At 71.7% G+C, this 13,713-nt stretch carries 16 protein-coding genes and 1 pseudogene; 9 read left to right on the top strand and 8 right to left on the bottom strand.

The window, feature by feature from the left end; translation table 11 throughout:
• Positions 1–255: 255 nt before the first annotated feature.
• Positions 256–828, top strand: a complete 573-nt coding sequence (locus tag SXIN_RS33100; protein WP_475360452.1) for a Tn3 family transposase — start codon at positions 256–258, stop codon at positions 826–828.
• A gap of 47 nt (positions 829–875) precedes the next feature.
• On the opposite strand, the gene SXIN_RS26980 is transcribed toward SXIN_RS33100, so the two are convergent.
• On the bottom strand, positions 876–1,634 hold the full coding sequence (locus SXIN_RS26980; protein ID WP_039824760.1) for an SDR family NAD(P)-dependent oxidoreductase: 759 nt from the start codon (positions 1,632–1,634) through the stop codon (positions 876–878).
• Between the two features lie 147 nt (positions 1,635–1,781).
• On the opposite strand from SXIN_RS26980, the gene SXIN_RS26985 reads away from it, so the two are divergent.
• Together SXIN_RS26985 and SXIN_RS26990 are read left to right on the top strand one after the other, a co-directional pair.
• Positions 1,782–2,417, top strand: a complete 636-nt coding sequence (locus tag SXIN_RS26985; protein WP_019712105.1) for a TetR/AcrR family transcriptional regulator — start codon at positions 1,782–1,784, stop codon at positions 2,415–2,417.
• 236 nt (positions 2,418–2,653) lie between these two features.
• A complete protein-coding gene (locus SXIN_RS26990; RefSeq protein ID WP_019712104.1) occupies positions 2,654–3,127 on the top strand; it encodes a hypothetical protein in 474 nt (157 codons plus the stop codon).
• Between the two features lie 54 nt (positions 3,128–3,181).
• Here SXIN_RS26990 and SXIN_RS26995 read toward each other — a convergent pair whose 3' ends face one another.
• The 5 genes and pseudogenes from SXIN_RS26995 to rpmG all read right to left on the bottom strand — a co-directional run bounded on the left by SXIN_RS26995 (position 3,182) and on the right by rpmG (position 5,116).
• Positions 3,182–3,742 (bottom strand): hypothetical protein, encoded by a 561-nt coding sequence (locus tag SXIN_RS26995; protein ID WP_157916347.1) that lies wholly within the window; start codon positions 3,740–3,742, stop codon positions 3,182–3,184.
• Positions 3,726–4,061: a hypothetical protein gene (locus tag SXIN_RS27000; RefSeq protein ID WP_039824755.1), complete on the bottom strand. Its 336-nt coding sequence runs from the start codon at positions 4,059–4,061 to the stop codon at positions 3,726–3,728. Before SXIN_RS27000 ends, SXIN_RS26995 begins: the two co-directional genes overlap by 17 nt.
• 295 nt (positions 4,062–4,356) lie before the next feature.
• A pseudogene (locus SXIN_RS27005) lies at positions 4,357–4,678 on the bottom strand (cobalamin biosynthesis protein CobW); the annotation flags it as partial.
• Positions 4,675–4,941, bottom strand: coding sequence for a type B 50S ribosomal protein L31 (locus SXIN_RS27010; protein ID WP_019712102.1), 267 nt, complete (start codon positions 4,939–4,941; stop codon positions 4,675–4,677). The pseudogene SXIN_RS27005 and the gene SXIN_RS27010, both read right to left, overlap by 4 nt.
• A gap of 10 nt (positions 4,942–4,951) precedes the next feature.
• Positions 4,952–5,116, bottom strand: a complete 165-nt coding sequence (gene rpmG, locus SXIN_RS27015; RefSeq protein WP_019712101.1) for a 50S ribosomal protein L33 — start codon at positions 5,114–5,116, stop codon at positions 4,952–4,954.
• Positions 5,117–5,214: 98 nt separating this feature from the next.
• Here rpmG and rpmB point away from each other — a divergent pair, with 98 nt between their 5' ends.
• Both rpmB and rpsN read left to right on the top strand, forming a co-directional pair.
• The gene (rpmB, locus tag SXIN_RS27020; protein WP_039824753.1) at positions 5,215–5,451 is read left to right on the top strand and encodes a 50S ribosomal protein L28; all 237 of its coding nucleotides are present in this window, start codon (positions 5,215–5,217) and stop codon (positions 5,449–5,451) included.
• A complete protein-coding gene (gene rpsN, locus SXIN_RS27025) occupies positions 5,451–5,756 on the top strand; it encodes a 30S ribosomal protein S14 (RefSeq protein ID WP_095757666.1) in 306 nt (101 codons plus the stop codon). Before rpmB ends, rpsN begins: the two co-directional genes overlap by 1 nt.
• Positions 5,757–5,925: 169 nt before the next feature.
• On the opposite strand, the gene SXIN_RS27030 is transcribed toward rpsN, so the two are convergent.
• Positions 5,926–7,569 carry a hypothetical protein gene (locus tag SXIN_RS27030; RefSeq protein ID WP_019708763.1) on the bottom strand — a complete coding sequence of 548 codons (1,644 nt, stop codon included), beginning with the start codon at positions 7,567–7,569 and terminating at the stop codon, positions 5,926–5,928.
• A gap of 155 nt (positions 7,570–7,724) precedes the next feature.
• Complete coding sequence (locus SXIN_RS27035) at positions 7,725–9,944, bottom strand: elongation factor G-like protein EF-G2 (RefSeq protein WP_039821191.1); 2,220 nt, start codon at positions 9,942–9,944, stop codon at positions 7,725–7,727.
• A 207-nt stretch (positions 9,945–10,151) separates the two neighbouring features.
• On the opposite strand from SXIN_RS27035, the gene pgsA reads away from it, so the two are divergent.
• The 4 genes from pgsA to SXIN_RS27055 all read left to right on the top strand — a co-directional run bounded on the left by pgsA (position 10,152) and on the right by SXIN_RS27055 (position 13,676).
• On the top strand, positions 10,152–10,823 hold the full coding sequence (gene pgsA, locus SXIN_RS27040) for a phosphatidylinositol phosphate synthase (protein ID WP_019708761.1): 672 nt from the start codon (positions 10,152–10,154) through the stop codon (positions 10,821–10,823).
• Positions 10,820–11,761 (top strand): phosphatidylinositol mannoside acyltransferase, encoded by a 942-nt coding sequence (locus SXIN_RS27045; RefSeq protein ID WP_019708760.1) that lies wholly within the window; start codon positions 10,820–10,822, stop codon positions 11,759–11,761. The genes pgsA and SXIN_RS27045 overlap by 4 nt, the downstream gene beginning before the upstream one ends.
• Positions 11,758–12,951, top strand: a complete 1,194-nt coding sequence (locus tag SXIN_RS27050; protein ID WP_019708759.1) for a glycosyltransferase family 4 protein — start codon at positions 11,758–11,760, stop codon at positions 12,949–12,951. Before SXIN_RS27045 ends, SXIN_RS27050 begins: the two co-directional genes overlap by 4 nt.
• A 179-nt stretch (positions 12,952–13,130) precedes the next feature.
• Complete coding sequence (locus SXIN_RS27055) at positions 13,131–13,676, top strand: hypothetical protein (protein WP_095757668.1); 546 nt, start codon at positions 13,131–13,133, stop codon at positions 13,674–13,676.
• Positions 13,677–13,713 lie beyond the last annotated feature (37 nt).

The following is a 13,713-nucleotide window of genomic DNA, read 5'->3' on the forward strand; positions in this document are numbered from 1 at the left end:
GACTGGGACGCGGTCGAGGAGGACGTCCTGGCGGCCCTGAGCCTGGACATGCCCGTGGAGGAGCACCTGGCGGAGCTGGTGCGGGGCCTGGACGCCGGATGGAAGCAGCTCGCGATGCGCCTTCAGGAAGCGGGGCCGGCGGCGAAGGTCTCCATCGAGGTGCAGGAAGACGGGCGGGTGAAGCTGAACGTCGACAAGCTCGGCGCACTCGGCGAGCCGAAGTCCCTGACCTGGCTGCGCCAGCGGGTCGAGAAGATGCTCCCGAAGACCGACCTGCCGGACCTGCTGTTCGAGGTGAACGCCTGGACCGGGTTCCTCGACGCCTTCGTCCACCTCGGCGACGGCACCACCCGGATGAAGGACCTGCCCACCTCGGTGGTCGCGCTGCTGGTGTCCGAGGCGTGCAACATCGGCCTGGCCCCGGTGGTCAACCCCGGCTACGAGGCACTGACCCGGGCCCGGCTCGTGCACGTCGACCAGTACTACCTGTGCGCCGACACGATCGCCGCGGCGAACGCGCGGCTCATCGCCGCCCAGGCCGACATCCCGATCGTGCGTTACTGGGGTGACGGTCTGCTCGCCTCCGTGGACGGGCTGCGCTTCCAGGTGCCGGTGCGCACCATCAACGCCGCCGTCGCACAGCTCCGCGCCGAGGGCCACGAGATCCGGGACGAGGACATCGCCCGGCTCTCCCCGCTCAAGCACCGCAACCTGAACCTACTCGGCCGCTACAGCTTCACCGCCAGCGTCCCGGCCGCCGGCGCCCTGCGCCCGCTGCGCGACCCGGACGCGTCGGAGCTGGATGAAGACGAGACTGGCGCGGAATGAATCCGGCGCGCCGTTGCCTGTGGCCCGGGACAGACTCGCCCGGTTGGTCACAGGAGGGCGCCGCCGGAGACCTCGATGCGCTGGGCGGTCATCCAGCGCAGGCCGTCGGACGCCAGTGTGGCGATGGCGTCGCCGATCTCCTCGGGTTCGCCGACGCGGCCAAGCGCGGTCTGCCCGGCCAGACCCTGGCGCATACCGGCGTCATCCCGCATGGCACCGCCGTTGAAGTCGGTGGCGGTCGGCCCCGGGGCAATGGAGTTGACCCGGATGCCTCGGGGGCCGAGTTCTGCGGCCAGAGTGCGGCTCAGAGCCTCGACGGCGGCCTTCGAGGCGGAGTAGACCGAGGTCGCGGGGCTGGTGTGGCGAGTCAACGACGACGAGACGTTGATGACGCGGGCGCCTTTCGCCAGCAGCGGCACAAGCGACTGGATGAGGAAGAACGTGCCCCGCACGTTCGTGCCGAACACGGTGTCGAAGTCGTCGGTCGTGACAGCTTCCAGTGGGCCGAAGACACCAACCCCCGCGTTGTTGACCACGATATCGAGCCGCGAAGCCCCCCAGCGCTCAAGCAGTCCGCTCAGCTCGGAAGTGAAGGCTCCGAAAGAGGAGACGTCGCTGATGTCGAGACGCACGACAGCGGCGGTCCCACCCGCAGCGTGCACTTGCTGCTCCGTCTCCTGGGCCCCGGCCGCATCACCGCGATGAGTGACCACAACCCGCACCCCGCGCGCCGCCAGCGCAAGAGCCGTACTCCGGCCCAGACCACGGTTCGCACCGGTCACCAAAGCGATCCTGTCGGCTGTCATCCGCTACTCCCTCATCACACGGCACCAGAGAGACATCGGGCACCGCCATCAGATGCGAGTCGCTCGACTCGCCTTTCCGTCGCAGCGTAGGCATGCCAAAAGAGGCGAGTCAAGTGACTCGCCTCGGATCTGAGGCATACTGCACGCATGGCAGCAGAGCTCTCCGCACACCACCGCCGTCTCGCCCAGCAAAAGCGGGAGGCGATCATCTCCGCGGCCACGGACCTCTTCCTGAACCACGGTTACGACGGCACGTCCCTCGCGCGCATTGCCGAAGGGGCGACAGTCTCGAAGTCCACCTTGTTCAAGCAGTTCCCCACCAAGGCAGCCCTCTTCGAGGCCATCGTCACCGAGTCATGGCAGCGTGACGCCACCGGCGCCGTCGCGCGACCTCAGACCGGAGATCTGCGTTCCGGCCTGGCCTCCATCGGCCACCGCTACGCCGACCTGATCGGCCGGCCCGGCATGACAGCCCTGTTCCGCATCGTCATCGCCGAGCTGCCTCGCTTCCCCGAACTGGGACGGATGCAGTTCCAGCTCGGCAAGCTGCCCTACTTCACCTCGGTCCGGCGCTACCTGGAGTCGGAGCACGAGGCCGGTAACGCCGATGTTCCGGACGCAGAGAGCGCCGCTAACCAGTTCCTCGGGATGATCGCCAACTACGTCCTGTGGCCCCGCATGCTGCTGACCGACTGGAACCCCACAGCCTCCGACATTCGCTACGCCGTCGAGCAAGCGGTAGAGACTACGCTCGCCCGCTATGCCTCCGATCGACCAGCCTGATCCGAAGCTGGAATTCGTACGCCGCCTCCCCCGCGCTGGAGGGGCCCGCGGAGCCGCGACCGTGAGGGGCGTCGCTGTCGGTAAACGATCGTTTGCCGACAGGCAGGCGACGCGTCCAATGAACCCGTGCAATCCGGGGGTTCACAGCAGCGCGAATCCAATCAGATCCGATGGCGATTGCTGACAGGGTTTGACGACAGATAGGGTCCGATCCTCCGTACGGCAGGGGGCCCTCGGTGGCGAACCTGGTCTACAAACGGGTCTCGACCGACCAGCAGTCCACCGCCCGGCAGAACCTCGTCCTGGACGAAGCCGGGATTGAGGAGCCGGTCGTCTTCGAGGAACAGGCTGGCACCTCCAGCGGCGCGATCCGCACGGCCGTCGCCGACCTCATGCCCGACCACACTGCCGTTGAGGAGAACGCCCCCGCTCCGGAGCTGCCAGTCACCCTCGACATGCCGGGCAAGGTCGCCGACTACCTCCGCACCACCGAGCTGGAGCCCGCCGAGCGCGTCGCACTCGACGAGGGGACGACCGTACGGCGCGGCCAGGGTTACACCCTGCGCGTCACCGCCGTCCCCGCCCTCCACCGCCAGCTCCTCAACCGCTGCCAGCCGCTCGACGGCGGCCAGGGCCTCCCCGCAGTACCGGCCCAGCGCAAGGCCCGCCGAGAATACGAGAACCGCGTCAGCGCACTCACGCCGATCTGACCATTTGGCGGGGCTGCTGGAACCCAGTCCCAAGCGGTGCCGAAGGCCAGCGCCCTACGAGACGTTGGTGCCGTCCTTGTAGCCGATGACGGCAGCCAGCTCCTCGTACTGAAACCACTGCGGATCCAACGCGAGCTCTCGCACTCGCTTGACGAACGCCGTCCATGCTGGATGAAACTGGAGGTGGGTGGCTTGCGTCCAAAAGGTGACCGCGAGGTCGGTCATCCCTGACGCCTCTCGGCATTGTGGGTTCTCGGCCCATGCAGTCAGGATGCTGGCCAGCTGCTCGGGCGGGATCAGGTGTGCGCACGGGATCACCGCCATCGTGGTGAGGCGCTCGGCGGTGCGCCATCCGCCGGCCGCGGCCAGGATGGGCGCCAAGCAGTCGGTGAAGTAAGCGGAGGGTTGCCGCTCGATAACGCCGGCCTGCTGGCCCGGCAACAGCTCTGCGAACTTGCTGCCAAAGGCAGGGATGCGGTCTCGAACGGCGTCTACCCCGGCCAGGGTAAGCAGGGGATCCACCGCGACCGCCCCAGAGGCGCTGGTGACAAGGGCTGGCCTGCGCTCGACGTAGGTGCCGATCTGTTGGCACACCGTCTCATTCAGGGCATCCATGAACACGTCGAACGTACCCAGGTTCCAGGTCGAGCGCGTTCTGGAGGAGTTTGCCCTCGACCTGCTGCATCGTCTTGACCGCTTCGGCGTCGGCCGTGCTGCGGGCCCTCTCGATCCTCTTGACGACCTCGGCGGCCGTGCCGTCGCCGTCCTCGGCGAGCTGGTAGAGCTTGTGGACGATGTCGGCGCAGACTGCGGTCCAGGTGGCCACGATGGCGGCCCGGGGGGTGCCAGTGCTGTGGCAGCGGTAGGCATCCGCTACCAGCGGCCGGACCTCCTGGTGCCAGACTCGGGTGATGCGCTCTTCCAGGTTCAGCACCAGGTGCTCGCCGTTCCGTCGGGGCCCGCAGGATGCAGGCTGCCCGGCGGCCGGCCGGGCGCGGAGTTCTCGTCCCCCTATGTATAGGCGGCGGACGCCTCGGTGGGCACTGGGTTTCCCGACAGCGCCCGCCTACATCCGTCACGTCTAAGTCCACGGGGAATCTGCCCAGCTCCAGGCCCGCCGAGAGTACGAGAACCGGGTCAGCGCACTTACCCCCTGACCATGATCGTTCTCAGCGCCAACCGCTGTACCGATGTTCCCCGAGGCCGGCGCAGCCCTTCGCGGTCCGGATCGGGGGAGACCGAGTCCCACAGCTCCACGACGGCCAGCCGGTGTCCGCCGCTCTCCGCCAGCCGGTTCAGCGCGGGTACGAGGTCCTCGCGCAGCGCGCAGCAGGCGCAGTCGTTCACCAGCGGGGTGCGGCCGGTGTCCAGGACACCCCCGGCGTCGCGCACGGTACGGAGCACGGTGCCGTCCGCGGCCTCGGTGAGGTCGTGGTGGAGTGCCACGGTGCCGGGGACGCGCAGCAGCGTCTCCACGGTGCGCCGGCGGGCGTCGGAGTGGAGCCCGGCGACCACCGCCACGGGCAGCCGGGAGCCGTGTGCGCCGGTCACCGGCCGCTCTCCGGCGCGGACTTGCTGCCGTAGCGGCGTTCGAAGCGCTCGACGCGGCCCGCGGTGTCCATCACGCGCGCGGTGCCGGTGTAGAAGGGGTGGCTCGCCGAGGAGACCTCGACGTCGATGACGGGGTAGGTGTTGCCGTCCTCCCAGACGACCGTCTTCTCGCTGGTGAGGGTGGACCGGGTGAGGAAGGCGAAGTCCGCCGCGCGGTCGCGGAAGACGACGGGCCGGTACGGCGGGTGGATTCCGGGTTTCACGGGCTTCTCCTCAGCGTTCTTCGCGGAACGTGACGTGGCGGCGGGCTATCGGGTCGTACTTGCGCAGCTCCATCCGGTCCGGGTCGTTCCGGCGGTTCTTGCGGGTCACGTAGGTGTAGCCGGTCCCGGCGGTGGAGCGGAGCTTCACCGCGGGGCGCAGTTCGTTGCGTGCCATGGCCCGAGACTATATCGGAAGTGAATATCGTTTTCATGTAGCCTGCGTGGCGGCGGTCGTCACCGCCCGAGAAACCGACCGCGAAGGAGGAGTACGCCTTGTCAGCCCACTGCCAGATGACCGGCCGCAAGCCGGGCTTCGGCAACTCCGTCTCCCACTCCCACCGGCGCACCAAGCGCCGGTTCGACCCCAACATCCAGCGCAGGCGCTACTGGCTGCCGAGCGAGAACCGGCACATCCGGCTCACGCTCAGCGCCAAGGGCATCAAGACCGTGGACACCCTGGGCATCGAACGGGCCGTCGCCGCGATGCGCGCCCGGGGGGAGAGGATCTGATGGCCAAGAAGAGCAAGATCGCGGCGAACGAGCGGCGGCGCCGGGTGGCGGCCCGGTACGCCGGACGCCGGGCCGAGCTGAAGGAGATCATCCGCCGGCCGTCCACGCCGCCCGCCGAACGCCTTGCCGCACAGCGGGAGTTGCGGGCCCAGCCGCGGGACGCGAGCGCCACCCGGATCCGCAACCGGGACTCCGTCGACGGCCGGCCGCGCGGGTATCTGCGGCAGTTCGGGCTGTCCCGGGTGCGGCTGCGGGAACAGGCGCACGCCGGCTACCTGCCGGGGGTGCGCAAGGCGAGCTGGTAGCCGCCCCGCGGAGCACCCGCGGAGCCCCGGGCCGGCCGTTCGCACGCGGCTCCCGCGCGTCCCGGCCGGGACGGCACGCGGACGGCCGGTGACCTGTGCCCCTCTCGGGGCCGGTCACCGGCCGTTTCGCCGGTCCCGCCGCGCCGTACGCGCCGGTGCGGCGAGGGCGTCAGGCGTTGTAGACGTCCGCCTTGCCGGGCTCCGCGCCCTGGACCGCTCCGCTGAGGAAACCGGCCCGGCTGCCGAAGCTCGCGGTGTCCACCTCGTGCTCCTCCAGCACGCGTATGGCGGCCTGGTGGACCACGCGCAGCACCGGTGTCGCCGCGCGCAGGGCGTCGTCCGCCATGAAGCGGTGGCGCCAGGGCTGGTCGGCCCAGGCGTGCCGGAGACCGAACGGCTCGGGCAGGCCGAGCTTGCCGCCCAGGTGGTCGAGGACGGCCGGGAACCACGTCAGCGGGGCGCGTGCGGCGAGCCGCACCACCTCCTTGGCGTCCACCAGCGGCAGGGAACGCTCCTTGGTCTCCCAGAACCTGACGGTCTTGGAGATCGTCTCAGTCTTCGGAGACGGCTTGCTGGTGAAGAGGCCGTGCACCGGGCCCAGCGCGTGCCCGGTGACCTCGATGCGCAGGGTGTGGTGGAGCACCGTGACATTGACCAGCAGGGTGATCACCAACTGGCCGTCCCAGAGCACGAACTGGACGCCCAGGTAGTGCCGGTTGCCGCTGCCGAACTGCTGCTGGTCGCAGATGCGCTGTATCTCGCCGGGCCTGATCTGGTAGCCGTCGTCGCCGGGGCGGGACACCTCGCCCGCGCCCTCGCCGACCGGGGCGACGATCCAGTGGGTGACCGAGGGGGCGGTGAACCCGCCGGTGTGCAGCGGGGTGCGCTCCAGGAGCTTCAGCTGGTCGTGGACGGCGCGGACGATGTCCCAGCTGCGGAACGGGTCGATGTCCTTGTCCGGGTCCTTGGGGACGAGCTCCTCGGCGAGCTGCCAGCTGCCCCAGCGGGTGCCCATGCCGAGGATGCCCTTGGGGCCGGCGTAGAAGACCAGATTGCTGTTCTGCTCGGCGGTCAGTCTGGCCAGATTCTGGCGGAGCTGCTCGGCCGCGGTCTCATTCGGGTTCTTCGGCACGGCCTCCGGGATCTTCGCCCCGACAACACCGCCGGAGAGCAGCCCGTTCCAGCGCTCCCGCAGGTCGGCCGCCGTGCGCTCGCAGACCTGCTTGGCCCAGAGCCAGCCGACGACCGGGGCGACGATCATGGCCCGCAGATAGATGCCCCAGAAACCGGTGAACGGCAGCTTGATCAGGAAGACCACGGCCAGCACGCCGAACGCCACCAGCACCGCCATGCCGAAGGCGCCGGCCCGCTTGTTCGACGCGCCGGCGAGCGTGCGGCGCAACTGGAAGGCGACGAGCCAGAGCAGCAGCCCGGGCAGGAACAGCAGTCCGAAGACCGCCATCAGCACCGTCAGCCGGGTGTCGCGCTCCTTGCGGATGCGGCTGGCGGCCAGGCAGTGCTCGACGACGGTCTGCGGCTCCATCCCGAAGGACTGGATCAGGGCCTTGCGGGCGCCGCCGAGCATCCGGACCTGGACCGCCCGGGAGAACGCCTCACCGAGGTTGGGCTCGAACAGCGACAGCTTCGGCGGTGTGATGGAGGACTTGTGCCACTCGTTGTCGGCCTTGAGGATCTCCGCGACCGGGCTGTCCCGGTAGGCCGCCGAGGCCAGGGCGGTGGTCGCCGCCGTCTGCCCCGCCCCGCCGGAGAGCGGAACCTGCGCCCCGGGCCTGAAGTCGAAATCGCTCGCCACTGATTGCCCCCACCGCTCGTCCGCTGCGTGGCCTCTTCCCGGGTTCCGTCCCCGGCACACCTGCCGGCCTGCGTCTCAGCGTAGCGAGCGATGGCCGTCCGGCGCAGGGGAGTTGGCCCGCGCCGGACGCTTACCGGCCTTTTTCTCCCCGCTTCCTACCCGTCCTGCCCCTCTTCGGCACGGATCTTCTCGGCGAGCTGCGGCGGCATCGGCTCGTGGCGGACGTACGAGCGGCTGAACCGGCCGGTGCCGTGCGACAGGGAGCGCAGGTCCACGGCGTACCGGCCGATCTCCAGTTCGGGCACCTCGGCGCGGACGAGCGTGCGCCCCGGGCCCGCCTGTTCGGTGCCGACGACCCGGCCGCGGCGCCCGGAGAGATCGCTCATCACCGGCCCCACACAGTCGTCCGACACCATGATCCGCACCTCGGCGACCGGCTCCAGCAGATCGACGCGGCACCCGCGGGCGGCCTCGCGGAGCGCCAGCGCGCCCGCCGTCTGGAAGGCGGCGTCGGAGGAGTCCACCGAGTGCGCCTTGCCGTCGAGGAGGGTGACCCGGATGTCGGTCAGCGGGTGGCCGGCGGCGACCCCGCGCTCGGCCTGGGCACGCACCCCCTTCTCCACCGAAGGGATGAACTGCCGGGGTACGGCGCCGCCCACCACCTTGTCCGCGAACTCGATGCCCGAACCACCGGGCAGCGGTTCGACCTCGATCTCGCAGATCGCGAACTGCCCGTGCCCGCCGGACTGCTTGACGTGCCGGCCGCGCCCGGTGGCCTTCGCGCCGAAGGTCTCCCGGAGCGGCACCCGGTGCGCCACGGCGTCGACCCGGACGCCGTAGCGGCTGCGGAGCCGTTCCAGCGCGACATCGCGGTGCGCCTCGCCCAGGCACCAGAGCACCACCTGGTGGGTCTCCGGGTTCTGCTCCAGCCGCATGGTCGGGTCCTCGGCGACGAGCCGCGCCAGGCCCAGCGACAGCTTGTCCTCGTCGGCCTTGCTGTGCGCCCGCACCGCGACCGGCAGCAGCGGGTCGGGCATCACCCAGGGCTCCAGCAGCAGCGGATGGTCCCGGGCGGAGAGGGTGTCCCCGGTCTCCGCACGGCTCAGCTTGGCCACGCAGGCCAGGTCCCCGGCGACGGCCTGTTCCAGCGGGCGCTGCTGGGCGCCGAAGGGCGCGGAGAGGGCGCCGACGCGCTCGTCCACGTCGTGGTCCTCGTGCCCGCGGTCGGCCAGGCCGTGCCCGGAGACGTGCACGGTCGCGTCGGGCCGCAGCGTCCCGGAGAACACCCGGACCAGGCTGACCCGGCCCACGTACGGGTCGGAGGAGGTCTTGACGACCTCGGCGGCCAGCGGGCCCCCGGGATCGCAGGTGAGCGGCGGCCTCGGCTCGCCCTCCGGTGTGGTGACGGCCAGGGGCGGGCGCTCCGGCGGGGTCGGGAAGCCGCCGGTGACCAGCTCCAGCAGCTCGACGGTGCCGAGGCCCTGCCGGGCGCCGGCGGCGGGGGGAGCGGCGGCCAGGACGGGGTGGAAGGTGCCGCGCGCGACGGCCCGTTCCAGATCCCCGGTCAGGGTCGTGAGGTCGATGTCCTCGCCCGCCAGATAGCGGTCCATGAGGGTCTCGTCCTCGCTCTCCGCGATGATCCCCTCGATGAGCCGGTTGCGGGCCTCCTCGATCAGCGGCAGCTGACCGGGTTCCGGATCGGCCGCCACCCGGGTGCCGGAGGAGTAGTCGTACACCTGCTGGGTGAGCAGGCCGATCAGTCCGGTGACCGCCGGACTCCCGTTCCCCGAGCTTCCGGTGGCGTCCCGCGGGCCGTCGCGCAGCGGCAGGTACAGGGGGAGCACCGCGTCGGGGTCGTCACCGCCGAACGCCTCGCGGCAGACGGCGGTCATCTCCTCGAAGTCGCTCCGCCCGGACTCCAGATGGGTCACCACCAGGGCGCGCGGCATGCCCACGGCGGCGCACTCGTCCCACACCATGCGGGTGGCGCCGTCCACGCCGTCCGCCGCGGAGACGACGAAAAGGGCCGCGTCCGCTGCCCGCAGACCGGCCCTGAGCTCCCCGACGAAGTCCGCCCTGCCGGGGGTGTCCAGCACATTGATCTTGATTCCGCCCCATTCCACGGGGACCAGGGACAGCTGCACCGACCGGCCCTGCCGGTGCTCGATCTCGTCGTGGTCGGAGAGCGTGGTGCCGTCCTCGACCCGGCCGGCCCGGTTCACCGCTCCCGCGGTGAGGGCCAGCGCCTCCACCAGAGTCGTCTTGCCCGAGCCGCTGTGGCCGACCAGCACCACATTCCGTATCGCGGTGGGCCGGTCGGCCGCGACTGCCCTGCCCGCGGCCCCGGGGTGTGTCCTGACGCCTGCATTACCCACGTGTACCGCCTCCCGGTCCGCACGTGTTGAGGTCATTCGAGCTTTGCACCGCGGACACGGGGCGTCCATAGGCCCACCGGCACCCCGGGAACGGGCCGTCCGGTCCCGCCCCCCGGGGACCGCGGCGGAGGGTGACACGGACGTGGCTACGATGGGCCACCCGGCGGCCCCCCGGCCGCCCGGCTCCAGCGACCCCCCGGGAAGGCCATGCTGAACAAGTACGCGCGTGCTTTCTTCACGCGTGTTCTCACGCCGTTCGCCGCTCTGCTGCTCCGGCTCGGGATCAGCCCCGACGCGGTCACCCTCGTCGGCACCGGCGGGGTGGTGGCGGGAGCCCTGGTCTTCTACCCCCTGGGAGAGTTCTTCTGGGGCACGGTCGTGATCACCCTCTTCGTCTTCTCCGACCTGGTCGACGGCAACATGGCCCGGCAGGCCGGCCGGTCCAGCCGCTGGGGCGCCTTCCTCGACTCCACCCTCGACCGGGTCGCGGACGCCGCGGTCTTCGGCGGGCTCGCCCTCTGGTACGCGGGCCGCGGCGAGGACCTGCTGCTGTGCGCGATCGCCATCTTCTGCCTCGCCAGCGGCCAGGTCGTCTCGTACACCAAGGCGCGGGGCGAGAGCATCGGGCTGCCGGTGAACGTCAACGGGCTGGTGGAGCGCGCCGAGCGGCTGGTCATCACGCTGGTCGCGGCCGGACTCGCCGGACTGCACGCCTTCGGCGTCCCCGGCATCGACGTGCTGCTGCCCATAGCGCTGTGGATCGTCGCCCTCGGCAGCGCCGTCACCCTCGGCCAGCGCATGGTGACCGTGCGCCGGGAAGCCGCCGAGGCCGACGCCGCGTCCGCGCCGGGCGGCGCCGCCGAGGGAGGTGCCGCGTGAAGGACGTGAAGGAGCAGCTGACCGGCGCGGTGTACGGACTGGGCTGGGGCGCCGTCCGGAGACTCCCCGAGCCCGCGGCCGTGCGGCTCGGCCGGACCATCGCCGACACCGCGTGGAAGCGGCGCGGCAAGAGCGTCCTGCGGCTGGAGTCCAATCTCGCCCGGGTCGTCCCGGAGGCGTCCCCGGAGCGGCTGGCCGAACTCTCCCACGCCGGTATGCGCTCGTACATGCGGTACTGGATGGAGTCCTTCCGGCTGCCCGTCTGGAGCCCCGGCCGGATCCGGGCCGGCCTGGAGGTCAAGGACATCCACCTGGTCGAGGAGGCCCTGGACAGCGGCCGGGGCGTGGTCGCGGCGCTGCCGCACCTCGCCAACTGGGACCTCGCCGGGGCGTGGATCACCACCCGGCTCGGCCGGCCCTTCACCACCGTCGCCGAACGCCTCAAGCCCGAATCCCTGTACGACCGGTTCGTCGCCTACCGCGAGAGCCTCGGCATGGAGGTGCTGCCGCACGCCGGCGGCAGCGCGTTCGGCACCCTGGCCCGCCGGCTGCGCGAGGGCGGGCTGGTCTGCCTCGTCGCCGACCGCGACCTGTCGGCCTCCGGCGTCGAGGTGTCCTTCTTCGGGGAGCCCGCGCGGATGCCCGCCGGGCCGGCTCTGCTCGCCCAGCAGACCGGCGCCCTGCTGCTGCCCGTCACCCTCTGGTACGACAGCCCCACCACGATGCGCGGGCAGATCCACCCCGCCGTCCCGGTACCGGAGACCGGCACCCGGCCGGAGCGCACGGCCGTCATGACCCAGCAGGTCGCCGACGCCTTCGCCACCGGCATCGCCGAACACCCGGAGGACTGGCACATGCTCCAGCGTCTGTGGACCGCCGACCTCGAACCGCGCGCGGCGAGCGGCGGCGGCCGGGCACCGGAAACGGAGACACCGTGAGGATCGGCATCGTCTGCCCGTACGCCTGGGACGTCCCCGGCGGCGTCCAGTTCCACATCCGCGACCTGGCCGAACACCTGATCGCGCTCGGCCACGCCGTCTCCGTCCTCGCGCCCTCGGACGAGGACACCCCGCTGCCGCCCTACGTCGTCTCGGCCGGCCGCGCCGTGCCCGTCCCGTACAACGGTTCGGTGGCCCGGCTCAACTTCGGCTTCCTGTCGGCCGCGCGCGTGCGCCGCTGGGTGCACGACGGCGACTTCGAGGTGCTGCACATCCACGAACCGGCCTCGCCCTCCCTCGGCCTGCTGGCCTGCTGGACGGCGCAGGGCCCGATCGTCGCCACCTTCCACACCTCCAACCCGCGCTCCCGGGCGATGATCGCCGCGTATCCGATCCTCCAGCCCGCGCTGGAGAAGATCAGTGCGCGCATCGCCGTCAGCGAGTACGCGCGGCGCACCCTGGTCGAACACCTCGGCGGAGACGCCGTGGTGATCCCCAACGGCGTCGACGTCGGCTTCTTCGGCCGGGCCGAGCCCAAGCACGCATGGCTGGGCGACGTCCTCCACGACGGCGGCGGGGGCCGCGGCCCCACCCTCGGCTTCATCGGCCGCATCGACGAGCCCCGCAAGGGCCTGCCGGTCCTGATGAAGGCCTTCCCGGACATCCTCGCGGAGCACCCGGAGGCCCGGCTGCTCGTCGCGGGGCGCGGGGACGAGAAGGAGGCCGTCGCCGGACTGCCCGCCGGGATGCGCGACCACGTGGAATTCCTCGGCATGGTCAGCGACGAGGACAAGGCGCGGCTGCTGCGCAGCGTCGACCTGTACGTGGCGCCCAACACCGGCGGCGAGAGCTTCGGGATCATCCTGGTCGAGGCGATGTCGGCGGGCGCCCCGGTGCTCGCCAGCGACCTCGACGCCTTCGTCCAGGTGCTCGACGGCGGTCGGGCGGGGGAGATCTACCCGAACGAGGACGCCGCGGCCCTGGCCGGCGCGGCGAACCGGCTGCTGCGCGACCCGGCGCGGCTGCGGGAGCTCCGCGACCGCGGCAGCCGCCATGTGCGCCGCTTCGACTGGTCGACGGTGGGCTCGGACATCCTCTCCGTCTACGAGACGGTGACCGACGGCGCGGCGTCCGTCGCCGCCGACGAACGCCCGGGCCTGCGGGCCCGCTGGGGCCTGGCCCGCGACTGACGGCCGGGGCGCTTCGCGGGGGCCGGGCTCGTGGTGAACGGCAACGGGCGGGTGGGAGGGAAAACACCCGCGCGCAGCGCGGAAAGAATCCCGCGCGAAGCGCAAACACCCGCACCGGGGAAGCCGGGTGACACCGGCCGGCGCCGCAGGCGCCCGACCGGCCGGTACTGTGGCCCGCCGTGAGCACACTCATCTGGACAGCGGTCGCCCTCGCCCTCATCGGCGTCTATCTCAGCTGGACCGCGGGCCGGCTGGACCGCCTGCACGCCCGCATCGACGCGGCCCGCGCCGCGCTCGACGCGCAACTGCTGCGCCGGGCCTCGGTCGCCCAGGAGCTGGCCACCGCAGGAGTGCTCGACCCGGCCGCGTCCATGGTGCTCTACCAGGCCGCGCACGCCGCCCGGCAGGCCGAGGAGGAGCACCGCGAGGTCGCCGAGAGCGAACTCACCCAGGCGCTGCGCGCCGTCTTCGCGGAGCCCGGGCAGGTGGTGGCCGTCCGGGAGGCCCCCGGCGGCGACGCGGCGGCGGACGAACTGGCCGCCGCGGTGCGCCGGGTGCCGATGGCCCGCCGCTTCCACAACGACTCCGTGCGCGCCGCGCGGGCCCTGCGCGAACACCGCACGGTGCGCTGGTTCCGGCTCGCCGGCCACGCCCCGTTCCCGCTGGCGTTCGAGATGGACGACGAACCGCCGGAGGCGCTGACGGACCGCACGGTCGGCCACTGAGGGCGCCGGACCGCGTGCCGGGGACGCCGGACCGGGG

It is taken from the genome of Streptomyces xinghaiensis S187 (assembly GCF_000220705.2).
Classification (GTDB): domain Bacteria; phylum Actinomycetota; class Actinomycetes; order Streptomycetales; family Streptomycetaceae; genus Streptomyces; species Streptomyces xinghaiensis.